The sequence below is a fragment of the Mycobacterium sp. UM_WGJ genome (genome assembly GCF_000455125.1).
In the GTDB taxonomy this organism is placed as follows: domain Bacteria; phylum Actinomycetota; class Actinomycetes; order Mycobacteriales; family Mycobacteriaceae; genus Mycobacterium.
In genome coordinates, this window is the sequence record NZ_AUWR01000055.1 from 109,911 (window position 1) to 131,786 (window position 21,876).

21 protein-coding genes are annotated in these 21,876 nt (G+C 68.0%); 6 read left to right on the forward strand and 15 right to left on the reverse strand.

The window, feature by feature from the left end; translation table 11 throughout:
* The first annotated feature begins 11 nt into the window (after nt 1-11).
* Nucleotides 12-566: a DUF4334 domain-containing protein gene (locus N416_RS0116740; protein WP_024443256.1), complete on the forward strand. Its 555-nt coding sequence runs from the start codon at nt 12-14 to the stop codon at nt 564-566.
* Here the strand turns inward: N416_RS0116740 and N416_RS0116745 are convergent.
* The 3 genes from N416_RS0116745 to N416_RS0116755 are packed head-to-tail and all read right to left on the reverse strand — an operon-like array spanning nt 563 to nt 3,917.
* Complete coding sequence (locus N416_RS0116745; RefSeq protein WP_024443257.1) at nt 563-2,548, reverse strand: 5-oxoprolinase/urea amidolyase family protein; 1,986 nt, start codon at nt 2,546-2,548, stop codon at nt 563-565. The two genes, N416_RS0116740 and N416_RS0116745, sit on opposite strands and share 4 nt — an antisense overlap.
* Nucleotides 2,545-3,162, reverse strand: a complete 618-nt coding sequence (locus tag N416_RS0116750) for an urea amidolyase associated protein UAAP2 (RefSeq protein WP_024443258.1) — start codon at nt 3,160-3,162, stop codon at nt 2,545-2,547. The genes N416_RS0116745 and N416_RS0116750 overlap by 4 nt, the downstream gene beginning before the upstream one ends.
* Complete coding sequence (locus N416_RS0116755) at nt 3,159-3,917, reverse strand: DUF1989 domain-containing protein (RefSeq protein ID WP_024443259.1); 759 nt, start codon at nt 3,915-3,917, stop codon at nt 3,159-3,161. Before N416_RS0116755 ends, N416_RS0116750 begins: the two co-directional genes overlap by 4 nt.
* 112 nt (nt 3,918-4,029) lie before the next feature.
* On the opposite strand from N416_RS0116755, the gene N416_RS0116760 reads away from it, so the two are divergent.
* Nucleotides 4,030-4,656: a TetR/AcrR family transcriptional regulator gene (locus N416_RS0116760; RefSeq protein ID WP_275451596.1), complete on the forward strand. Its 627-nt coding sequence runs from the start codon at nt 4,030-4,032 to the stop codon at nt 4,654-4,656.
* A 12-nt stretch (nt 4,657-4,668) separates the two neighbouring features.
* Here the strand turns inward: N416_RS0116760 and coaD are convergent, their stop codons facing one another.
* From coaD to N416_RS0116790, 6 genes are all read right to left on the reverse strand, one after another.
* The gene (gene coaD, locus N416_RS0116765) at nt 4,669-5,148 is read right to left on the reverse strand and encodes a pantetheine-phosphate adenylyltransferase (protein ID WP_024443261.1); all 480 of its coding nucleotides are present in this window, start codon (nt 5,146-5,148) and stop codon (nt 4,669-4,671) included.
* 62 nt (nt 5,149-5,210) lie between these two features.
* On the reverse strand, nt 5,211-5,765 hold the full coding sequence (gene rsmD, locus N416_RS0116770) for a 16S rRNA (guanine(966)-N(2))-methyltransferase RsmD (protein ID WP_024443262.1): 555 nt from the start codon (nt 5,763-5,765) through the stop codon (nt 5,211-5,213).
* Nucleotides 5,762-9,145, reverse strand: a complete 3,384-nt coding sequence (locus N416_RS0116775; protein ID WP_024443263.1) for a pyruvate carboxylase — start codon at nt 9,143-9,145, stop codon at nt 5,762-5,764. Before N416_RS0116775 ends, rsmD begins: the two co-directional genes overlap by 4 nt.
* A gap of 8 nt (nt 9,146-9,153) precedes the next feature.
* The gene (locus N416_RS0116780; RefSeq protein ID WP_024443264.1) at nt 9,154-9,765 is read right to left on the reverse strand and encodes a vitamin K epoxide reductase family protein; all 612 of its coding nucleotides are present in this window, start codon (nt 9,763-9,765) and stop codon (nt 9,154-9,156) included.
* The gene (locus tag N416_RS0116785) at nt 9,762-10,517 is read right to left on the reverse strand and encodes a DsbA family protein (RefSeq protein ID WP_024443265.1); all 756 of its coding nucleotides are present in this window, start codon (nt 10,515-10,517) and stop codon (nt 9,762-9,764) included. Before N416_RS0116785 ends, N416_RS0116780 begins: the two co-directional genes overlap by 4 nt.
* A 65-nt stretch (nt 10,518-10,582) precedes the next feature.
* A complete protein-coding gene (locus N416_RS0116790) occupies nt 10,583-11,686 on the reverse strand; it encodes an alpha/beta hydrolase (protein ID WP_024443266.1) in 1,104 nt (367 codons plus the stop codon).
* Between N416_RS0116790 and N416_RS0116795 the strand changes: the two genes are divergently transcribed.
* Together N416_RS0116795 and N416_RS0116800 are read left to right on the forward strand one after the other, a co-directional pair.
* Complete coding sequence (locus N416_RS0116795; protein WP_196805148.1) at nt 11,685-12,530, forward strand: aldo/keto reductase; 846 nt, start codon at nt 11,685-11,687, stop codon at nt 12,528-12,530. The two genes, N416_RS0116790 and N416_RS0116795, sit on opposite strands and share 2 nt — an antisense overlap.
* Before the next feature lies 1 nt (nt 12,531).
* Entirely contained in the window at nt 12,532-13,371 is an 840-nt protein-coding gene (locus tag N416_RS0116800) for an aldo/keto reductase (protein WP_036458294.1), read from the forward strand.
* A gap of 86 nt (nt 13,372-13,457) precedes the next feature.
* On the opposite strand, the gene N416_RS0116805 is transcribed toward N416_RS0116800, so the two are convergent.
* From N416_RS0116805 to N416_RS0116815, 3 genes are read right to left on the reverse strand one after another with little or no spacing between them, the layout of a single operon-like run.
* Nucleotides 13,458-14,171 (reverse strand): HNH endonuclease family protein, encoded by a 714-nt coding sequence (locus N416_RS0116805; RefSeq protein WP_024443269.1) that lies wholly within the window; start codon nt 14,169-14,171, stop codon nt 13,458-13,460.
* On the reverse strand, nt 14,168-16,396 hold the full coding sequence (gene recG, locus N416_RS0116810) for an ATP-dependent DNA helicase RecG (RefSeq protein WP_024443270.1): 2,229 nt from the start codon (nt 16,394-16,396) through the stop codon (nt 14,168-14,170). The genes N416_RS0116805 and recG overlap by 4 nt, the downstream gene beginning before the upstream one ends.
* Before the next feature lie 2 nt (nt 16,397-16,398).
* Entirely contained in the window at nt 16,399-18,048 is a 1,650-nt protein-coding gene (locus N416_RS0116815) for a DAK2 domain-containing protein (protein ID WP_024443271.1), read from the reverse strand.
* A gap of 193 nt (nt 18,049-18,241) precedes the next feature.
* Between N416_RS0116815 and rpmB the strand changes: the two genes are divergently transcribed.
* The gene (gene rpmB / locus N416_RS0116820; RefSeq protein ID WP_024443272.1) at nt 18,242-18,433 is read left to right on the forward strand and encodes a 50S ribosomal protein L28; all 192 of its coding nucleotides are present in this window, start codon (nt 18,242-18,244) and stop codon (nt 18,431-18,433) included.
* A gap of 67 nt (nt 18,434-18,500) precedes the next feature.
* Here rpmB and N416_RS0116825 read toward each other — a convergent pair whose 3' ends face one another.
* Both N416_RS0116825 and N416_RS0116830 read right to left on the reverse strand, forming a co-directional pair.
* Nucleotides 18,501-19,181: a uracil-DNA glycosylase gene (locus tag N416_RS0116825; protein ID WP_024443273.1), complete on the reverse strand. Its 681-nt coding sequence runs from the start codon at nt 19,179-19,181 to the stop codon at nt 18,501-18,503.
* A gap of 6 nt (nt 19,182-19,187) precedes the next feature.
* Nucleotides 19,188-20,165, reverse strand: coding sequence for a thiamine-phosphate kinase (locus tag N416_RS0116830; RefSeq protein WP_024443274.1), 978 nt, complete (start codon nt 20,163-20,165; stop codon nt 19,188-19,190).
* 39 nt (nt 20,166-20,204) lie between these two features.
* On the opposite strand from N416_RS0116830, the gene N416_RS0116835 reads away from it, so the two are divergent.
* Nucleotides 20,205-20,747: a DUF3515 domain-containing protein gene (locus N416_RS0116835; protein ID WP_024443275.1), complete on the forward strand. Its 543-nt coding sequence runs from the start codon at nt 20,205-20,207 to the stop codon at nt 20,745-20,747.
* 13 nt (nt 20,748-20,760) lie between these two features.
* Here N416_RS0116835 and N416_RS0116840 read toward each other — a convergent pair whose 3' ends face one another.
* Nucleotides 20,761-21,873 carry a D-alanine--D-alanine ligase family protein gene (locus N416_RS0116840; RefSeq protein WP_024443276.1) on the reverse strand — a complete coding sequence of 371 codons (1,113 nt, stop codon included), beginning with the start codon at nt 21,871-21,873 and terminating at the stop codon, nt 20,761-20,763.
* Nucleotides 21,874-21,876: the final 3 nt, after the last annotated feature.

A 21,876-nucleotide genomic window follows, 5' to 3' on the forward strand; every position in this document is an offset into this window, starting at 1 on the left:
CGGTGTTGGGCATGGCTGTCCAGGACTTGTTTTCGCACGTACCGACGTCCACTGCCGAGGCCTGCGAGATCTTCGACGCCGCCGAGGCCGTCGACCCCGATTTCATGGTCGGCACCTGGCATGGGTCCGAGCTGACGACCGGCCACCCGCTGGATGGGCTGCTGGCGGCCACCGGTTGGTGGGGCAAGCAGTTCATCGATGCCGAGACGGTCCATCCGCTGTTGTTCCCCACCCGCGACGGGGCCGCACTGTGGGCGTTCAACCCGGTGCTGGCGTTCAGCGTTCTGGGACTCGCCACGAAGCTGCCGGCCCTGAAGAACCGCTCATTCCTCGGTCAGATCAACGCGTTGCAGCCGCTGCTGCGGACCCGTTCGCCCCGGGCTCGGCTCCGCACCACCCGGTTCCGCGGAGTCGACAGCGCCACGATGCTCTACGACCAAGCACCGGTCAACGATGTATTCCGCCGGCTCTCTGATGACGCGGTGATCGGCGCGATGGACCTGCGGGGCTCGCCGCGGCCCTACTTCTTCGTGTTGCGCCGCGACGACTCGCTCAAATTGGTCTAAGCACGGGCGATTTCGCCGGCGTCGTGCCACGCATTGCGCTCCGCGTTGAACGCGGCTACCTGTTGGTCGCGGAATCCGGCGATGCTCTCGGTGTTGTCGGCCAGAAATCGGCGGTAGTCCGCCAGTGCGAACTCACCGTCGGCGATCTCTACCCGGCCACGCCCGGCCGCCATGTCGGCGCGCAACTCCAGCAGCTCCTCGGCCCGCACCGGGTAGAAGCTGATGCGGTCGAAGTAGCGCAGCAGCCAAGGGGTTTCGGGATCGAACAGCCCTGCCGTGGCGTGCCGGTGGTTCCACACCTGGGTGGTGCGTCCGACGAACTGGTAACCGCCGGGCCCCTCGATACCGTAGATACACAGGTAGGCGCCGCCGATCCCGACGGCGTTCTCCGGGGTCCAGGTGCGGGCGGGGTTGTACTTGGTGGTCACCAGCCGGTGTCTGGGATCCAGCGGGGTAGCCACCGGCGCTCCGAGGTAGATGTCGCCCAGACCCAGCACCAGATACTGCGCGTCGAACACGATGTCGTGCACCTGCGCGAGGTCATCGAGACCGTTGATACGCCGGATGAACTCGATGTTGGACGGGCACCACGGCGCGTCGGGCCGAACGCCGTACATGTAGCGGCGAATGGCCTCGTGGGTCGCGGGGTCGTCCCAACTGAGCGGCAGTCGCACCGAGCGGCTCGGCACCACCAGTTCCTCGCAGGGCGGCAGCGCATCGTCGATGGCGGCGACCTCGTCGATCACCTCGGCGCACGAGAACCGCTCTAGGTCGAATTGGATCTGCAGTGATCGCACCCCGGGCGTCAGTTCGGCCAGCCCTGGCAGCCCCCGTTGGCGGAGCTGCTCGTAGAGCACCTGTACCCGCGCCCGCAACGCCAAATCCAGGGTCATCGGCCCGTATTCCAGCAGAACTCCACTGTCGCCGGCGCGGCGTAACGTAACCGCCGTGCCGTCGCGCCCGGTGTAGCGCTGCAGCACTCCGTCGTCGCCGTCGCCGGAGCGGGAGACCACGACCGGCAGTGCCGCACGCCGCTGCACACCCAGCGCTGCAGTCGGTGGGGCATGGTCGGCACGGATCGGCACCAGTCGCACGGTATCGCCGGGCGAGAGCTGGCCGAGTTTCCATCGGTCGCCGCCTACCACCGTCACCGGACAGACGAACCCGCCCAGGCTGGGCCCGTCGGGGCCGAGCAGGATCGGGGTATCACCGGTGAAGTCCAATGCCCCGATGCTGTAGGCGGTGTCATGAATGTTGGACGGGTGCAGTCCGGCGTCCCCGCCGTCGGTACGGGCCCACCGTGGCTTCGGCCCGACAAGCCGCACGCCGGTGCGGTCGGAGTTGAAGTGCACGGTGTAGTCGGTGGTGGTCAGAGTGGCCATGTCGGCGCGGGTCATGAACTCCGGCGCGGCGTGCGGTCCTTCGGTCACCGCGAGTTGCCAGTGCCGCCCGATGCTGGGCTGCATCTGACTGGGCGCACGGGTGAGTTTCGGTGGGGCACCGCCTCGGCCGACGGCGCTGAGGCGATCCGATTCACGCAGCGCCCGGCCGTGGTGGCCGCCGAACACACCTTGGGTGAAGGTCGCTGCGCTGCCGAGGAATTCCGGCGCGGTGATGCCGCCCTCGACCAAGACGTAGCAGCGCATCCCAGGCCCGGGAATAACCCCGATCTCAAGCAGGCCACCAGCGGGTATCCGAAGTGACTGCCAAGGCGGAACCAGGACACCGTCCAGCCTGACCGGCACCGCGGCACCGGTGACGCACACCCAGGCCGGGTTCGAAAAACGCAGCGCAGGGCCGGCTTTGGTGCATTCCAAACCGGCCGCACCTTCGGGGTTGCCCAAAACCTGGTTGCCGATCCGAAACGACAGGTCGTCCATCGGACCGGACGGCGGCACCCCGACATGCCAGTAGCCGACGCGACCGGGCCAGTCCTGCACCGTGGTGAACATGCCCGGGGAGATCACCTCGATGCCGATCATGGTCGGCTGATCACCATCCGCACCGGCGTTGGGTCGAAGCCGTTGCACGGGTTGTTGATCTGCGGGCAGTTCGACACCAGGACCAGAGTGTCGGTCTCCGCGCGCAGAGTCAGACTCTTGCCCGGGGCCGAGAGGCCGTCGACGATACCCAGCGTGCCGTCGGCTTCCACGGGCACGTTCATGAACCAGTTGATGTTGGAGACGATGTCGCGTTTGTCCAGACCCCACCGGGCCCCCTCGGCGAGGAAGTTCTCCACGCAGGCGTGCTGGTGGGCCGTGTGGTGCCCGTAGCGCAGCGTGTTGGATTCCTGCGAGCAGGCCCCGGCAATGGTGTCGTGGTTGCCGACGTCGTCGGCGATGACGGTCATCAGGGCGGCGCCATCGGCGCTGCGCAGCACCGAGCCGGTGCTCAAGAAGATGTTGCGCTGGGCGAGCACCGTGGCCTGGGCGCTGTATCGGCGAGCGTGATCGGCGGCGTCGTAGAGCAGGCAGTCCACCGCCTGGTTGCCGTGCAGATCGATGATCTGCAGCAGATCGCCGGCACGCACCACCGCCGACCAAGGCGACCGTGCCGCCACCACCGCGTCGGAGATGACGTGCGATGGATTCGTCATGAGCACTCCCCCGATGCGGCGACCCAGGCCGCCTCCGTGTTCTGCACCGCGCGAAGGTATTCCGGATCCCGATTGGTCAGTTCGGCCAGCTGTTCGCCGGCCCGCCAGCCAAGGACGTCCAATGCCGTTGCAGGCGGGTCGGGGTCCAGCGGGTGCGCGGCATTGGCGACCACCAGCACCACCGGAAGGTGGATCAGCAGGTCGACCGCCGCGCCGGGTCCCGCGGATCCGGTGAATTCCAGTGCCCCGCTGACGGGGTCGACACGGACTCCGCGGAACAGCGACACCGACGGTGCCACGTCGCGACTGCCCAGGCCGTGCTTGATCGCGCCCAGCAGCAGCAGTTGCCGCCCGGTGGCGTCCGGACCGCAGAGCAGGTCGTGGTGCCCCGAGGAGTCGGCGACGACGGTGGCCAGCACGCGCCCCTGATCGGACAACAGCGGATGACCGACTCCGAGGTAGGCCTGCCACGGCACCTTCATGGTGTCGGCGACATTGAGCCGTTCCCAGGGTGCCTCAGCGCGGTACAGCAGCAGATTCGCGCAGGCGCCACCCTCGACGTCGGTCATCCGAACCCGGGTGCCGCGAGCCAGCACCTTGGTGGCGTAGCCGTTGGCCGGGATGGACTCGGCCCAGATCATCGACGCCGCGTCGACGCCTTCCGGGGCCGCCGGGATGTGCATCGACGCGTGCTGCGCCTGAGCGCGCGCATGCCGGCGTGCGCCGTCGGTGGAATCGGTGCGCGGGTTGTCCATGACCAGGAAGCTAACACATTTCCTATCATTTGATAGTTTTTAGCGAGCCCAGGCCGCGGCGCGTGATAGGCAGTAAGGCGTGCAGAGCGATCGACGAGGACGTCCCCGGCTGGTGGCGTCCAGCAGGCCGGGCAGCAGCGCGCGCGATGAGATCCTCGACGCCGCGGCGGAGCTGTTCACCACCGTCGGCTACGCCGCCACCTCGACCCGGCGCATCGCCGAGAACGTCGGCATTCGGCAGGCCTCGCTGTATCACCACTTCGCCGCCAAGGACGACATCCTCGACGCCCTACTGGCCGACACCGTCGAAACCTCCGTACAGCTGGCCGCCGAGCTGCTGGCTGAGGCAGGACCGAGCGCTCCCCGGCTGCACGCGCTCGTCGTCGCCGATACCGCGCAATTGTGCGGCGGTACCTGGAATCTGGGCACGCTGTATCTGCTTCCAGAACTTCGTCTCGAGCGCTTCGCCCGCTTCCGCCGGCGCCGTGGCGAGTTACGCAGCCACTATCGAGAGCTGTCGCGCGCGGTGATCGCCGACCATGACGGTCCCGCGAGCGCCGACGATGTGCCGTTCCGGTTGGTGGAGACGGTGATCAACCGGCGCTCCGACGACGGCTCCTGCCCGCCGGATTATCCGTGGACCATAGCCGAAGCGGCGCTACGGGTATTGGGCTGCGGGAGTGGCTTCGCCCGGATGCGCAAGACGACCGATCAGCGCTTGGGTTGGCAGCCGCGGTAGACCGCAGCCTGCTCAGCGACCGGCCAGCTTGGCAGCCAGCCTGCGGTTCACCGGCTCGGGCAACAGGTCGGAGACATCGCCGCCCATCGCCGCAACTTCCTTTGCCAACGAAGACGATACGAACGAATACCGCGGTGTGGTCGCCACGAAAAACGTGTCGACACCGGCGATGTGCTTGTTCATCTGAGCCATCTGCAGCTCGTACTCGAAGTCGGTGCCGGTGCGCAGGCCCTTGATGATCGCGGTGAGCCCCCGCTCCCGGACGAAGTCGACCACCAAGCCCTGGCCCGACTCCGCGCGCACGTTGGGCAGATGCGCGGTGGCTTCGGCGATCATCTCAAGGCGCTCGTCGAGAGTGAACATGCCCTTTTTAGACGGGTTGACCAGTACGGCGGCCACCACCTCATCGAACTGAGCGGCCGCGCGCTCCAGGATGTCGACATGTCCCAGCGTCACCGGGTCGAAGGAACCGGGGCATACCGCACCACTCATAGTGCTCGACGCTAGCAGCAGGCTGAACTGATAGCGGTGACCCACTGCGCGCGGCCTCGCCGCTACTCGAGCTCGGCCAGCTCCAGGCGGGTGTCGCCGTACCGGCGCGAGGGCCAGGCTTCCCAGCCCTGCGGCCACCCCACCGCCGGACTGGAGGTGGCCCGTTCGATCACCACGACGGTGCCCGGGCCCGCCCAACCCCCGGCGGTCAACAATCCCGGCAGCGCGTCGATCGCGGCGGCATCGACCTCGTAGGGTGGATCGGCCAGCACCAGATCCACTGGAGTTTCGGTTCCCCCGGCCAGCACTGCGGCCACCGTGCCGCGGCGCAATACGGCACCGGCCAGCCCCAACGCGGCGATATTGGCGGCCAGCACCTCTGCGGCGCGACGGTCCGATTCGACGAACAGTGCCGACGCGGCGCCGCGAGACAACGCTTCCAAGCCGAGCGCCCCCGACCCCGCATACAGGTCCAACACCGACATTCCGGTCAGGTCCATTCGGGAATCGAGCACATTGAACAGCGCCTCGCGCACCCGATCTGTGGTTGGCCGGGTGCGGCGCGGCGGCACGGCGAGGCGTCGCCCCCCGGCTGCGCCCCCGACGATGCGAGTCAGCTCAGCACCACCAGCAGGTCTCCGCCTTCGACCTGTGCGGTCTCGGCAACAGCCACCCGCGCGACGGTGCCGTCGGCCGGCGCGGTGATGGCCGCCTCCATCTTCATCGCCTCGATGGTGGCCAGGGTCTGTCCGGCGGTGACCTGCTCTCCCTCGGCGACTCCGATGGTGACCACACCGGCAAACGGTGCCGCGACATGGCCCGGTTTGGTTCTGTCGGCCTTTTCGGCGACCGGTACTTCGCTGGCGATGCTGCGGTCACGCACTTCGACCGGCCGCAGCTGACCGTTGATGATGCACATCACGGTCCGCATGCCGCGTTCGTCCGGCTCGGAGATGGCCTCGAGCCCGATCAGCAGCTCCACCCCGCGCTCCAGCTTGACCCGATGCTCCTCGCCCTGACGCAGCCCGTAGAAGAACTGGTTGGCCGACAACCGCGAGATGTCGCCATAGAGTTCCCGATGCGACTCGAATTCCTTTGTGGGGCCAGGGAACAGCAGGTGGTTAAGGCGAGCCTGGCGTTGCGGTCCAGATTTTGCCAACACCGCCTCGTCATCGGCCGAGAGCTGCTGCATCTCCCGTGCCGGGCCGCGACCCTCCAGCGCCTTGGTCCGCAACGGCTCCGGCCAGCCACCCGCCGGGTCGCCCAGCTCACCGCGCAGGAAGCCGATCACCGAGTCCGGTATGTCGACTCGGGACGGGTCGGCGGCGAACTCGTCGGCGCTCACGCCGGCACCGACCAGGGCCAGCGCGAGATCGCCGACCACCTTCGAGCTCGGAGTCACCTTGATCAGCCGACCGAGTACGGCATCGGCGGCGGCATAGTTGTTCTCCACGTCCTCGAACCGGTCCGCCAACCCCAGCGCCTTGGCCTGCTGGTGCAGGTTGGACAGCTGGCCACCGGGAATCTCGTGGCGGTATACCCGCCCTGTCGGCGCTGCCAGCCCGGATTCGAACGGCGCGTAAACCTTTCGCAGTGCCTCCCAGTACGGCTCCAGGTCGCCCACCGCGTCCAGCGAGATCCCGGTGTCGTAGTCGGTCTGGGCCGCCGCGGCGATGATCGAGCTGAGCGCCGGTTGACTGGTGGTGCCCGCCATGGGCGCTGCCGCGCCGTCGACGGCGTCCGCCCCGGCCTGCCAGGCAGCGACATAGCTGGCCAGCTGACCACCCGCGGTGTCGTGCGTGTGGACATGGATGGGCAGGTCGAAGCGACTGCGCAGTGCGCTCACCAACGTCGTTGCCGCGGCAGGGCGCAGCAGCCCCGCCATGTCCTTGATCGCCAGCACATGGGCACCGGCGTTCACGACCTGCTCGGCGAGCCGCAGGTAGTAATCCAGCGTGTAGAGCGTTTCGCTCGGACTGCTCAGATCGCCGGTGTAGCACATGGCGACTTCGGCTACCGCACTGCCGGTTTCGCGCACCGCATCAATGGCCGGAAGCATCGAGTCCACGTTGTTGAGCGCATCGAAGATCCGAAAAATGTCAATACCGGTCTCGGTGGCCTCCTGGACGAACGCCGAGGTCACCAACTCCGGATACGGGGTATACCCGACTGTGTTGCGCCCGCGCAGCAGCATCTGCAAGCAGATGTTGGGCAGCGTCTCGCGCAGCGCGGCCAGTCGCTCCCAGGGGTCTTCCTTCAGAAACCGCAGCGCCACATCGTAAGTCGCGCCGCCCCAGCATTCGACCGACAGCAGTTGCGACATGGTGTGGGCCACGTACGGCGCCACCCTGACCAACCCGCTGGTGCGCACCCGGGTGGCCAACAGCGACTGGTGGGCGTCCCGGAAGGTGGTGTCGGTGACCCCCACGGCGCGCGATTCCCGCAGCCAGCGGGCAAACCCTTCTGGCCCCAGCTCGACCAGCCGTTGCTTGGAACCCGCCGGCGGCGGCGCCGACAGGTCCAGCTCGGGCAGCTTGTCTCGCGGGTACACCGCCGACCGCCGGGTGCCGTGCGGACTGTTGACGGTGACATCCGCCAGGTAATTCAAGATCTTGGTGCCGCGGTCGGCCGACGAACGCGCGGTCAGCAGCTGCGGGCGCTCGTCGATGAACGAGGTCGTGATGCGCCCGGCGGAGAAGTCCGGGTCATCGAGCACGGCCTGCAGGAACGGGATGTTGGTGGCGACCCCACGGATCCGGAATTCCGCGATCGCCCGGCGCGCCCGCTTCACCGCGGTGGGGAAATCCTTGCCGCGACAGGTCAGCTTGACCAGCATCGAGTCGAAGTGGGCGCTGATCTCCGCGCCCAGGTTCGTGCCGCCATCCAGCCGGATCCCCGCCCCGCCAGGGCTGCGGTAAGCGCTGATCCGTCCGGTGTCGGGCCGGAATCCGTTGGCCGGGTCCTCGGTGGTGATCCGGCATTGCAGCGCAGCGCCGCGCAGCGTGATCGAATCCTGCGAGAGGCCCAGGTCCGCCAGCCACTCACCGGCGGCGATCCGCAGCTGCGACGACACCAGGTCGACGTCGGTGATCTCCTCGGTGACGGTGTGCTCCACCTGGATGCGCGGATTCATCTCGATGAACACGTGGTGGCCGCGCTCGTCGACCAGAAACTCCACGGTGCCCGCGCAGGTGTAGCCGATATGGCTCGCGAATGCCACGGCGTCCGCACAGATCTTCTCGCGCAGAGCCGGATCGAGATTCGGTGCCGGCGCCAACTCGACGACTTTCTGATGCCGGCGCTGCACACTGCAGTCACGCTCGTAGAGGTGAATCACGTTGCCGTGGTTATCGGCCAGGATCTGCACCTCGATGTGGCGCGGGTTGAGTACCGCCTGCTCGAGGTAGACGTGTGGATCGCCGAACGCCGAATCCGCTTCCCGGCTGGCCGCTTCCACCGCGTCGGCCAGCCCGTCGATGTCGGCGACCCGGCGCATCCCGCGCCCACCGCCACCGGCGACCGCCTTGACGAACAGCGGGAACGTCATGTCCTGGGCTGCGGCGAGCAGTTCCTCCACCGAGGACGACGGGGCCGATGACGCCAGCACAGGCAGGCCCGCCTCCCGCGCGGCCGCCACCGCGCGAGACTTGTTGCCGGCCAGGGCCAGCACCGCCGCGCTGGGACCGACGAAGGTGATGCCCGCAGCCGCACAGGCCTGCGCCAGTTGAGGATTCTCCGAAAGAAAACCGTAGCCGGGGTAAACGGCGTCGGCTCCGCATCGCACTGCGGTGCCGACGATCTCGTCGACTGACAGGTACGCGCGTACCGGATGGCCCTCTTCGCCGATCTGGTAGGACTCGTCCGCCTTGAGCCGGTGCAGCGAGTTGCGATCCTCGTACGGGTAGACCGCCACTGTGCCGACCCCGAGTTCCACAGCGGCCCGGAACGCGCGGACAGCGATCTCCCCGCGGTTGGCCACCAGCACTTTGGAGATCACATCCACCCCTACAGCAGCGTTATCCAGTAATCCTGAAACCGAATAAATATCAGCAGAAATAACGCGATAAACCATAACGCAGCGATGGTCCAACGCCATCGGTGCAAATGCTGCAAAGTTTTGCGTATACCACCCTGCTCAGATGCTAGGGCTGCGAATATCACTAGCAGGCACAGCGTGACCGCCCACACCACCATGCAATACGGGCACAGCGCCCCGATCCGGTACAGGCTCTGGAAGATCAGCCAGTGCACGAAGCCGGCGCCGGCCAGCGTCCCGAGCGTCAACCCGGTCCAATACCACTGCGGCAATGGCACTTTCGCGACAGCCAGGACGCCGGTGACAACCACCACGGTGAAGGCGACGATCCCCATCAGGGGGTTGGGGAAGCCCAGCACCGACGCCTGCGGGGTGACCATCACCGATCCGCAGGACAGCACCGGGTTGAGGTTGCACGACGGTACGTAGCCGGAGTCCGTGAGCAGCTTGATCTTCTCGACGGTCAGGGTGACCGAGGCGAGCAGTCCGATGACCCCGCCGATCAGCACCGCCCAGGCCCGGGATGCCGCGACCGGCACCGCCTGGGCGGGCGATTCGACCGCCGGAGCCGTGATGGTCACGACTCCTGAGCCGGTACGGCCATACCGGGCACGTCACCGACGATCTCGCGGATCTTGGAGACCAGGGCTTCCGGAGTGGAGGGGCGGTAGTCCTCGCCGTTGATGCGCAACGTGGGAGTGGCGTGAATGCCCCCAGCGGCGGCCATACCGCCGACCATCTTGAGGTACTTGCCGCTGTTGATGCACGCCGGAACACTGCCGGCAGCGCCGGCTTGGCGGGCCAACTCGATCAGGCGCTTGTCGTCGGGGAACTCCGTGCCGATCTCCGACGGCTGCAGCTGCTCGGTGTAGAGCGCGGTGTGGAATCGGCGGAAGGCATCGTTGTTCTCGTCAGCGACGCAGTAGGCGGCGGCTCCGGCGCGCGAGGAGTAGTTGTCGTTCTGCGGCCGATCCAGGATCGCGACCATGTGGTAGTCGGCGGCGATCGCCCCGCTGTCGATCAGCCGGGACACCGTCGGGCCGAAGGCTCGCTCGAGGTTGCCGCAGGCCGGGCAGAGGAAGTCCTCGTAGAACGTCAGCACAGCCTTGGGCTCGTCGGTCCCGTCCTTGGTGATCAGCTTGCTCGAGGTGACCCGGATCGCCTCACCGGCGCCGACGCCCTTTTTGTGCCCGTTGGACATCACGATGTAGCCGATCAGTCCCACCGCGAAGACCACCACGATGGCGACGAGCCCGATCTGCATTGCGAGGTTGCGCTTCTGGTCGCCGGCCCTCAAGCCGGAGGCGGCGGGGCGTTTGGGTTTGCTGGCCACAGTCGGTCGGTCCTCGTGTTCGGTGGTCGGTTTACGGTTCAGCGTACCGGCGTGAGCCCCGGACCTCAGCCGCGGCTGAGGTGCGCGCGCAGCGCCGAGATCAACTCACTGGTCGCGGTGGCGCTGCCGCCCCCCAGCGGAAACAGGTTGATGAAGGCATGCGTCAACGACGGCATCTGCCGCAGGTCCACCACAACGCCGGCCTCGCGCAGTGCCGCCGCGAAGGCTTCGCCTTCGTCGTGCAGCGGGTCGAATCCGGCGACGGCCACCAGCGCCGGAGGTAATCCGGACAGGTCGCCGGCCAGCAGCGGCGATACCAGCGGGTCGGTCGGAGCCAGCTGTGAGCGGCCCACGTATTGGTCGGTGAACCAGTCGATGTCGTGTTTGGTCAGCAGAAAGCCGTCGCCGTAGAGGGTGCGCGAACGGGTCTGGGCGGTGCAGTCGGTGACCGGATAGATCAGCCACTGCAGAACGGGTGCTGGTCCCCCTTCATCGCGTGCCCGCAGCGCGACCGCGGCGGCCAGGTTGCCACCGGCGCTGTCACCACCGACTGCGACCCGCCCGGCGATCCCACCCAGCTCCGCGGCGTGGTCATGAGCCCAGCGGAACGCCGCGAGGGCATCGTCGAGTGCGGCCGGTGCGGGGTGCTCAGGCGCCAGCCGGTAGTCGACCGACAGCACCGCGATGTCACCGTCTCGGCAGGTCAGGCGGCAGATCGCGTCGTGGCTGTCCAGGTCGCCGATCACGAATCCGCCGCCGTGGTAGAAGACCAGCAGCGGCTTGTCGCCCCCACCGACGGGGCGGTAGTGCCGAGCGGCGATGTCGCCGGCCGGGCCGGGCAGCACGATGTCGCGAACGTCGACGTGGATATCACCGCCGCCCAGTCCGGTGGCCGTTTCGCGCAGCTGGGCGCGGGAGGCGACCGCGTCGTCGCCGACAACTAACCCGTTGATGCCCATCGCGCGCTGTGCGGCCAGGGTCAGCCGCAGGGTGGGGTCCAAGGTCTTACCGTCGATGGTGACCGCGCGCCCGCCGGTCATGATCCGCTGGAGGCCGATCGGCAACATCGGCATCAGCTTCATACCGGCCGTCATCAGCGTGCTCTGCAGCTGATCGGTCCATCGCACGCCGCGGCTGGAACCGGAGTTGCCTGGCAGACTTCGTGTCATGGCTGCTGAAGATAACTTGCGTTCAGTCACGCTCAACGACGGTAATTCCATCCCCAGCGTCGGTTTCGGGGTTTACAAGATTTCGCCCGCCGAAACCGAGCAGGCGGTACGCACCGCACTTGCAGCCGGATACCGCCATATCGACACCGCAGCCCTGTACGGCAACGAGCGGGAGGTCGGCCGCGCCGTCGCGGCATCCGGCCTCCCGCGCGACGAGGTGTTTGTGGTGACCAAGGTGTGGAACTCCGACCAGGGCTATGACTCCACGCTGTCGGCATTCGACACGAGCATGGAGCGCCTCGGCCTGGATTTTCTGGACCTGTACCTGATCCACTGGCCGCTGCCGTCCGCCGGCAAATTCGTCGAGACCTTCCGGGCGCTGGCCCACCTGCGCGACCAGGGCCGGATCCGCTCGATCGGGGTGAGCAACTTCGCGCCCGAGCACCTCAAGATGCTCATCGACGGAACCGGGATCGTGCCCGTCGTCAACCAGGTCGAGCTGCATCCGCGCTTCAGCCAGCCCGAACTGCGGGCAACGCATGCCCGCCTCGGGATCGCCACCGAAGCCTGGGCACCCCTGGGGCGGGGTTCCCTGCTGGCTCATCCGGTGGTGACCGAGGTGGCGCGGCGTTGCGGAAAGACACCGGCGCAGGTGCTGATCCGCTGGCATATCCAACTGGGTAATATTGTGATTCCGAAATCGGTGCACCCAGAGCGCATCGTCGGCAACTTCGACGTCTTCGACTTCGGACTCGGCACGGCGGAGATGGCCGAGATATCCTCGCTCGACGACGGCGCCCGCTTGGGACCCGATCCGCGAACATTCGATTACACAGGTAGGTGAAATGACGTCGGGCACTGCGATCCCCTCGGTCACCCTCAACGACGACCGCACGATGCCGACTCTGGGCATCGGAGTGGCTGAGTTGTCCGAAGCCGAAACCGAGCGCGCGGTCTCGACGGCGCTCGAGCTGGGCTGTCGGTTGATCGACACCGCCAAGGTGTACGGCAACGAGGCCGCGGTGGGCCGGGCTATCGCCGCGTCGGGAATCCCGCGCGAGGAGGTGTTCGTCACCACCAAGCTGGCCAACGCCGACCAGGGACTGACCGCCGCCATCGAAGCCTGCAAGGCCAGCCTGGAACGGCTCGGAATGGACTACGTGGACCTGTACCTGGTCCACTGGCCGGCGCCGTCGCTGGGCATGTACGTCGACAGCTTCGGTGGACTCATTCAGACCCGGGAGCTGGGACTGGCCCGGTCCATCGGGGTGTGCAACTTCACCGCGAATCACCTCGACGACGTGATCGACCTGGCGTTCGAGACGCCGTCGGTCAATCAGATCGAGCTGCACCCGCTGCTCAACCAGGCTGAGCTGCGTGCCGCCAACGCCGAGCGCGGCATCATCACTGAGGCCTACAGCCCGCTGGCGGTGGGCCGGTTGCTCGAGCACCCGACCGTGACGGCCATCGCCGGCGAGTACGGCAAGACCCCGGCACAGGTGCTGATCCGGTGGAGCCTGCAACTGGGCAATGTGGTGATCCCCCGGTCGGCTCAGCCCGAGCGCATCGCGGCCAACCTGGACGTGTTCGGCTTTGAGCTCGCCGACGAGCACATGGCGAGCCTGGGCGGTCTCAACGACGGCACCCGGGTGCGGGAAGACCCGCTCACCTATACCGGTCTCTGATCCCCAGCCGAGTGTGACTCCCACGACGACGCCGCGGCGTGTCGCCGCGTCCTGAGATGCGCAGTCGGCGCCGACAGAACCTTCGCCTACCCGGTCGGGCAGGTGGCCGCTGACTCACGCAGCACGTCGGCTGACGGCTGGTCGAGGCGCAGCGCATAGCCCCGCAGGACCGCGATGTAGGCGATGGCGTACTGGCACGCGAACGCCGTGTTCGGCGGCATCCACTGCCCGGGACCCGCATCGCCCTTGTCCTGGTTGCCCTGCCCGGCGACCGCAAGAAGGTTGGCCGGGTCGTTGGCGAAGCGCAACCGTTGCCGGTACGGCCAGGCCGACGCTCCCATGTCCCAGGCGTAGGCCAGCGGCACAATGTGGTCGACCTGCACCGATTCGCCGGTCTTCGCGCCGCGGGTGAAGGCCACGACGGCGTTGGTGTAGGGGTCGTGCAGGGTTCCAGTGGCCACCGCGTTGGCGCAACGCTTGGTCGACACGTGCGTGATGTCCACCAGGTCCCGGTTGAGGATGTCGTTGCGGGTGTCGCAGCCGTTGTGACCGCCCGGCGCATCGTTGTCGTCATCCCAGGCGTCGCCGAACAGCGGACGGCGGTAGTCGTAGCGGTGGGTGCGGGCCGGAACGACCGTGATGCCGGCCAGGACGTCGGTGCCGGCCGCCACCGTGGGCATACCGGCCTGCGCCGCCAGTGCACGACTGCGATGGCCCACGGCCGACACCGTCTGGTAGGCCACCAGCACGGCCAGCGCGGCCGCCACGGCCAGCCACAGCAGGGTTTTTCGACTGGTCATGATTTGTCCAGGTAGGCGATGTCGGTGAAAGGCGCGGCAAGGGTGGCCAACCCGGGATCATTCGGGTTGTCTTCCCAGGCCTGCAGGCAGTACGTGCGGGCCGCCTCGATCACTTCGCCGTGGTCGGCCAGCGACAGCAGCTTGAGGCCGCCTTGCCAGCCGGACTGGTTGCGGCCCAATACATCTCCCTCACCACGTTCGGCCAGATCCAGATCGGCCAAGACGAATCCATCCAAGGTGCCTGCGACGGCTTTCAGGCGCTGTCCCGCCTTGGATCCAGGACCGCTGGAGGTCACCAGCAGGCAGAGGCTGGCATGCTCGCCGCGGCCGATCCGGCCGCGAAGCTGGTGCAATTGGCTGATGCCGAACCAGTCCGCGTCGGCGATCAGCATGACGGTGGCATTGGGTACGTCGACACCGACCTCGATGACCGTGGTGCAGACCAGCACATCGACGCCGCCGGTGCGGAACGCCGTCATCACCGCGTCCTTCTCGTCCCCGGTCAGCCGCCCGTGCATCAAGCCCAGTCGCAACCCCGATAGCGGCCCGGCTCGCAACTGATCGAACAGCCCGACCGCGGTGGCCGAGGTTCTGCCGCCCGCATCGTCCGAGCCGGTCGTGCTTGGCTCGTCGGTCTCGTCGATGCGGGGTGCCACCACGTAGGCCTGTCGGCCGGCCGCCACCTCCTCGCGGATCCGCTCCCAGGCCCGATCCAGCCAGGTCGGCTTCTCCTTGACGAAGATCACCGAACTCGTGATCGGCTGGCGACCACGGGGCAGCTCGCGCAACGTGGAGGTCTCCAGATCGCCGTATACGGTGAGCGCCACTGTGCGCGGAATCGGAGTGGCGGTCATCACCAGCAGGTGCGGCGTGATGCCGTCGGGAGCTTTGGCGCGCAACCGATCTCGCTGCTCGACGCCGAATCGATGTTGTTCGTCGACGACCACCATGCCCAGGTTGTCGAATTCGACCGCGTCGACCAGCAGGGCGTGAGTGCCCACAACGATGCCGGCCCGGCCACTGGAGATCTCGGCGCGCGCCTGCTTCTTGGCGGCCGCGGACATCGAGCCGGTGAGCAGCGCCACCGCGGTGGCATTGTCGGCCCCGCCCAGCTGACCGCCGAGTGCCAGCGGCCCCAGCATGTCCCGTATCGATCGGGCGTGTTGGGCGGCAAGGACTTCGGTGGGCGCCAACAGGGCGCACTGATAGCCGGCATCAACGAGCTGCAGCATCGCCAGCAGGGCGACGATCGTCTTGCCCGAGCCGACCTCGCCCTGTAGCAGCCGATTCATCGGACGGCTGGTGGCCAGTTCGCCTTCGAGCACGCCGAGCACCTCGCGTTGTCCGGTGGTCAGCTCGAACGGCAACCGCCGCAACAGTTCTGCGACCATCCCGTTATCACGGCGCGGTGCCGGTAAACCGGATTCGGACAATTCACCGTTCCGACGCATCGCCAACGCCCACTGCAAGCCGAACGCCTCATCGACGGCCAGCCGGGCACGGGCGCGGTCCCGCTCGGCGGCATTCTCCGACAGGTGAATCGCGCGCAGCGCTTCGTCTTCGCCGAGCAGACCCCGTTCGGTGCGCACCGCGGCCGGCAGCGGGTCCGGAACCGGATCGAGGACGTCGAGCACCTGCCGCACACAGTTGAAGATGTCCCAGCTCTGCAGTTTCGCGGTCGCCGGGTAGATCGGGTAGCAGCTGCGCTCGAAGTCCGCCTGGTTGACCTGCCCGCTGACCTTCTGCGATGCGTCGGCGATGTTGCGCAGCGAACTGCTGCCGAAGTTGCGCTCGTTGGCCGCACCGTCGGCTTCCTTGAGTACCAGGAAGTCCGGATGGGTCAGTTGGATCGCACCCCGAAACAGCTTGACCTCACCGGACAGCATCACCCGGGTGCCGGGGGTCAACCGCCAACGCAGGCCCTTGGGGTTGAAGAACGTCGCACTGACCTTGTTGCGACCGCTACCGACGGTGACGGCGAGATACTTTCCGTTGCGCCGCTGCATGTCTTTGAGCAACGCCGAACTGATGGTGTCGACGATGGTGATGTGGTCGCCTTCGGCGGGGCGGCTATCGGCAGCGCTGCGCACCCCGGAGCCTTCGACGTAGCTGCGCGGATAGTGCCGCAGCAGGTCCCCGACAGTGCGGATGCCGAAGCTTTCGTCGAGTTTGCCGGCAGCGCCAGAGCCGACGATGAAATCCAGCCGGTCGGCCAAGATCGCCATCGCTACTCGACCCCGATCAGCAACGCGTCCCCCCGATGCCCGGTGAAGTAGGTCGCCAGTTCGGTTCCCGGGTGCTGGTCATGCACGTGCCGGGCCAAGACGTCCATGACATCTTCTTCCAACCCTTCGATGCCCGCCCCGAGCAGCACCGTCACCAGCTCACCGCCGGCCGCCAGCAGCAGGTCGATCAGGCCGATCGCGGCGGCCCCGACATTGCGCGCCACGATCAGCACCTCGTCGCCGGCGATGCCCAGGCCGTCGCCGGGGCGGCAGGAACCGGCCCAGGTCAGCGCTTGTTCGGTCGCGATCCGCACCGATCCCAGCCGGGTGCTGCCGGCAGCCCGGGCCATGGTGTAGCCGTCATCGACGACCGGCCGGCCAGGATCGTGGACCGCCAACGCCGACAACCCCTGCACCATCGAGCCGGTCGGCACCGGCACCACATCGACACCCCAGCCGATGGCAGCGGTACAGCCCGCCACCAGCTCCTCGGCGGCGACGTAGCCGTTGGGCAGCAGCATCACCTGCGCTGCACCGGTGTCCACCACCGCCCGCAACAGTTGCTGGGCGCTGACCATCATCACCGGTTCGGCCCTGTGCGGGTCGGGCCGCAGCACGCAGGCGCCTTCGGAGTCGAACAGTGCCTCGGCGCCGTCGCCATCGACCACGGCCAGCACCGCACGCTCCCGGGCCCAGCTGCCCGGGGACGGCCCGGCGGCCCCGGCCAGGGCCGAGATCTGAATACGCCGCGGCCGTCCGAAGGCCAGGCCCGCCTCGACGGCAGCACCGGCGTCATCGGTGTGCACGTGCACCGAATATCCGCCGACCACCCCCGCGGTGGCGATGGCCACCGATTCTCCGAGCTGGTTCAGCCGCTCCCGCAGGGCTTCGGTGTCTTCGGGGCTGCACTCGCCCAGCAGGTACATGACCTCGAAATGCGGCGCGGGGGCCTCGGTCCCGGCCTCCGGAGGCCGCGGGGACGGCGCAGGCTGGTATACCGACCGCACGGGAGCCTGCCCGGTGATCGTCGATCGCAGCGCGTCGAGCAGCACCAGCAGGCCGCGGCCGCCCGCGTCGACCACCCCGGCCTCGGCAAGCACGTCGAGCTGCGCGGTGGTCGCCTCCAGCGCCTGAGCAGCCGCGTCGGAGCCGGCCACCAGTGCCGGACCCAACTCGGCTCCGCTGGCCGCACACCGTTCGACGGCGCCCGCGGCAGCCTGCAACACCGACACGATGGTGCCTGGGACTTCGCGTCCGCCCATCGAGCTCACCACCAGCTCGACCCCGTGTCGCAGACCGGCGCCGAGCAGGGCGGAGTCGATGACGCTGACGCCGGTGTCGGCTGCGGTCACATCGGCCAGGCCGCGCAGGATCTGCGACAAAATCACCCCGGAGTTGCCGCGCGCCCCGTGCAGCGCCCCCGAAGACAGGGCAGCCGCGACCCGTCCCACCTCGCCGGAGGCGGCCTCGGTGTTGGCCTCGGCCAGGGCCGAACGCATCGTGAACAGCATGTTTGTTCCGGTGTCGGAATCGGCGACCGGGAAGACATTGAGCTGATTGATCTCGTCGGTGTGGGTGATCAGGTCACCGACGGCGGTGTGTGCCCAGTCCCGCAAGGTCGCCGCATCCAGCCGACGATCGGGGTTGCCCACCTGCACCCACCTTCCTGCCACCACCTCCGGTGGCCGCAAGCCTAATCACTCCGGACGACAGCACAGGTCACGTCCGTCCGGCGGGGATGGGGCGTTTTGGTGGTTGCCCCGCCGGGCGGGTATCCTGATCAGGTTGTCGGGCCACCCGCTGAGGTTGTTGGCCCTCAAGCAGACGTTTTGAGGAGTGTCACATATGGCTGCCGTGTGCGATATCTGCGGAAAGGGCCCCGGCTTCGGTAAGTCGGTATCCCACTCGCACCGTCGGACCAGCCGTCGGTGGGACCCGAACATTCAGGTCGTGCACGCCGCGCGTCCCGGCGGTAACAAGCAGCGCCTGAACGCCTGCACCTCGTGCATCAAGGCCGGCAAGGTCGTCCGCGGCTAAGTTCGCCCTTTTTGTCGAGCGCGGGGACACCGGTCCCTCTTCGGCATGCGCGACCACTCGAGCCGCGTTACTCCAGTCGCCAGTCGATCGGCTCGGCCCCCATCTGCGCCAGCAGGTCATTGGCGCGGCTGAACGGACGCGATCCGAAGAACCCGCGCGACGCCGACAGTGGCGACGGATGCGGTGATTCGATCGCGACGCAACGGTCGGACAACATCGGCTTGAGCGTCCCCGCGTCGCGTCCCCACAAAATCGCCACCATCGGCTGATTGCGGGCCACCAACGCGCGGATCGCACATTCGGTGACGGCCTCCCAGCCCTTGCCGCGATGTGACGCCGGCGTGCCCGGTCGCACGGTGAGCACCCTGTTGAGCAGCAACACACCCCGCTGCGCCCACGCGGACAGATCGCCGTTGGACGGCTTGGGATAGCCCAGATCCGCGGTGTACTCGGTGAAGATGTTCTCCAGGCTGCGTGGCAGGGGCCGAACATCCGGTGCGACCGAGAAGCTCAGACCTACCGCGTGGCCGGGTGTCGGATACGGGTCTTGCCCGACGATCAACACCCTGACGTTGTCGAACGGAAACGTGAAGGCACGCAAGATGTTCTGCCCGTCGGGCAGATAGCCGTGTCCGGACGTCGTCTCCTCGCGCAGAAACTGCCCCAGTGCGGCGACGTGCTCGGTCACCGGCGCCAGTGCGGTGGCCCAACCGCTTTCGACAAGTTCAGGAAGTGGACGAGCAGTCATGGTGTCTCAACGTAATGGGGCGCTGGAATCAAACGATTGCCAGCCCGCCTCTCCGTCCCACACCGCTCCGTCGACCAGCACACGCGCCGGTCCGGGTAGCACCTGGCCGATGGCCCGCCAACCGGGCGGCACCTGTCCGGGAAACGCGGCGACCAGGGCGTGGTCCTCTCCCCCGCCCAGAACCCATGCCCACGCGTCCGCACCGACCGCAGCGGCCGCGGGCGCCAAGGCTCGATAATCGGCCGCCAGCGCCACTGTGGACACATCCAGCGTCACCTGCGACGCGGCGGCCAGGTGCCCCAGATCGGCGATCAGGCCGTCGGAGACATCGGTCATGGCCTGCGCCCCCGCCTCGGCGGCCGCCGCGCCCTGCCCGTACGGCGGCTCCGGGACCAGGTGGCGACGCCGGAACTCCGTGAATTCTGCTGAGTCCACGCCGTCATCCCACAGCCTCAGCCCGGCTGCCGAGCGGCCCAGCTCCCCGGCCACCGCCAGGGTCGCGCCGGGCCGCGCCCCCGACCGCAGCACCGCGGCTCTGCCGGCCAGATCGCCCAGCACCGTCACCGACACCACCCAGCAGTCGGCCTGGACCAGATCACCTCCGACCACGCCGGCGCCGAGGCGCTCCGCCTCGGCCCACATCCCGTCGGCCAGGGCGATGGCATCGGCGGCAGAAGTGTGCGCCGGGGCTGCGAAGCCGACGACGAACGCGGTGGGCTGGGCACCCATCGCCTCGATGTCGGCGGCGTTCTGCGCGATCGCCTTGCGCCCGACCTGTTGCGGGGTTGACCAATCCAGCCGGAAATGGCGGCCTTCTACCAGCATGTCGGTGGACACCGCAGCTCGGCCGTCGGCACAGCGCACCACCGCCGCATCGTCTCCGGGACCCAACTGGGTGGTGTCGGGCTGATGTCGCCCGGCCACCAGCCGGTCGATCATGGGAAACTCTCCAAGCTGACCCAGCGTGGGCTCGTTACCGCGCACAGCCTGGAGTGTAGGTGTGATCAGAACGGTAGGCGGGGCTTGACCACGGACAACGACGCGGACGGACCACCGCGACTGGCGCTGCTCATCGCGCTGGTGGTCGCCGTCGCCGCGGTAGGGGCGGCACTGACGGTGGCTGCGCTACACCACCCGGGCAAGCGGCCGGCTGGACCGGTCCCGGTCGCGACCGTGCCTGCTCCGCAGGCCGACAGCGAAGACTGCCGCGCCCTCCTCGCGGCGTTACCGGCTCAGCTGGGCGACTATCAGCGCGCCGAACTCGCCGCACCCGCACCGCAGGGAGCGGCCGCCTGGACCGCCGACGACGGCGAAGCCGTGGTGTTGCGCTGTGGGCTGGACCGGCCGGCCGACTTCGTGGTGGGCTCCCCCATCCAGGTGGTCGATCACGTGCAGTGGTTCGAAGTCCGCGAAGGCGACCGCGCCACCTGGTATGTGGTGGACCGGAAGGTCTATCTGGCGCTGACATTGCCGCCGGGTTCCGGTCCCACGCCGATTCAGGAGGTGTCGGATCTGATCGCCGACACCGTCGCCGCGGTCCCGATCCGCCCGGGTCCGCCGCGCTAGGAGCACGCTGGCGTCAGCGCAAGCCCACACCGCGAGCCAGGGCGGTGTCGACCATCGTCGCCAGCAGCGTCGGGTAGTCCACGCCGCTGGCCGACCACATCCGCGGGTACATCGAGATCGTGGTGAACCCGGGCATGGTGTTGATCTCGTTGATCACCGGGCCGCTGTCGGTCAAGAAGAAGTCCACCCGGGCCAGCCCCTGGCAGTCCAGGGCGGCGAACGCCCGAATCGCCAACTGCTGCACGGCTTCGGCGATATCGTCGTCGATCTTGGCGGGCACATCGAGTTCGGCCGCGTCGTCGAGGTACTTGGTGGCGAAGTCGTAGAACGAGTCGTCACCGTCGGCCACGCCGGCCACCCGGATCTCCCCCACCGTGCTGGCTCCCAGGGAGCCGTCGGGGAATTCGAGTACCCCGCATTCGATTTCACGGCCGACGATCGCGGCCTCGACAATGACCTTCGGGTCGTGCCGGCGCGCCTCGGCGATCGCCGCGGGCAGTTCGTCGTACGACGTGACCCGGCTGACCCCGATCGAGGACCCGCCGCGCGCCGGTTTGACGAACAGCGGCAGCCCGAGACGTTCCTGATCGTCGGTCGACAGTGTCTCCTGGGCGGGCCGCAGCACCGCGTAGGGACCGATCGGCAGGCCATCGGCAGCCAGCAGCTTCTTGGTGAACTCCTTGTCCATGCCCGCCGCGCTGGCCAGCACCCCGGCGCCGACGTAGGGCACGCCGGCCAACTCCAGCAGTCCCTGCACGGTGCCGTCTTCGCCGTACGGGCCGTGCAACACCGGAAACACCACGTCAACCGACTCCAGCACCTCCGCCGGCCCGGCGGCGGAGAACGCGACAAGCTGACCGGCGCGCTGCGGGTCGGCCGCCAGCGTCAGTTCGGCGCCGGAGTCCGTGCTGACCGCGGGCAGCTTGCGGTCGGTGATGGCCAGCGTCTCGGGGTTGCCGTCGGTGAGCACCCACGCCCCTTCCGGGGTGATACCTACTGCGACGACCTCGAAGCGTTGCGGATCCAGGTTGCGCAGGATGCTGCCCGCCGAGACGCAGGAGATGGCGTGCTCGCTGCTGCGGCCGCCGAAGACGACGGCCACGCGGGTGCGTTCGTGGGAATTCACACG

What these genes read in the sequence shown, in the direction of transcription:
- N416_RS0116740 (WP_024443256.1), top strand. Translation starts at nt 12, where the DNA reads ATGGCTGTCCAGGACTTGTTTTCGCACGTACCGACGTCCACTGCCGAG.
- N416_RS0116745 (WP_024443257.1), bottom strand. Translation starts at nt 2,548, where the DNA reads ATGATCGGCATCGAGGTGATCTCCCCGGGCATGTTCACCACGGTGCAG.
- N416_RS0116750 (WP_024443258.1), bottom strand. Translation starts at nt 3,162, where the DNA reads ATGACGAATCCATCGCACGTCATCTCCGACGCGGTGGTGGCGGCACGG.
- N416_RS0116755 (WP_024443259.1), bottom strand. Translation starts at nt 3,917, where the DNA reads ATGGACAACCCGCGCACCGATTCCACCGACGGCGCACGCCGGCATGCG.
- coaD (WP_024443261.1), bottom strand. Translation starts at nt 5,148, where the DNA reads ATGAGTGGTGCGGTATGCCCCGGTTCCTTCGACCCGGTGACGCTGGGA.
- N416_RS0116795 (WP_196805148.1), top strand. Translation starts at nt 11,685, where the DNA reads ATGGCTGCTGAAGATAACTTGCGTTCAGTCACGCTCAACGACGGTAAT.
- N416_RS0116790 (WP_024443266.1), bottom strand. Translation starts at nt 11,686, where the DNA reads ATGACACGAAGTCTGCCAGGCAACTCCGGTTCCAGCCGCGGCGTGCGA.
- N416_RS0116800 (WP_036458294.1), top strand. Translation starts at nt 12,532, where the DNA reads ATGACGTCGGGCACTGCGATCCCCTCGGTCACCCTCAACGACGACCGC.
- N416_RS0116805 (WP_024443269.1), bottom strand. Translation starts at nt 14,171, where the DNA reads ATGACCAGTCGAAAAACCCTGCTGTGGCTGGCCGTGGCGGCCGCGCTG.
- recG (WP_024443270.1), bottom strand. Translation starts at nt 16,396, where the DNA reads ATGGCGATCTTGGCCGACCGGCTGGATTTCATCGTCGGCTCTGGCGCT.
- rpmB (WP_024443272.1), top strand. Translation starts at nt 18,242, where the DNA reads ATGGCTGCCGTGTGCGATATCTGCGGAAAGGGCCCCGGCTTCGGTAAG.
- N416_RS0116825 (WP_024443273.1), bottom strand. Translation starts at nt 19,181, where the DNA reads ATGACTGCTCGTCCACTTCCTGAACTTGTCGAAAGCGGTTGGGCCACC.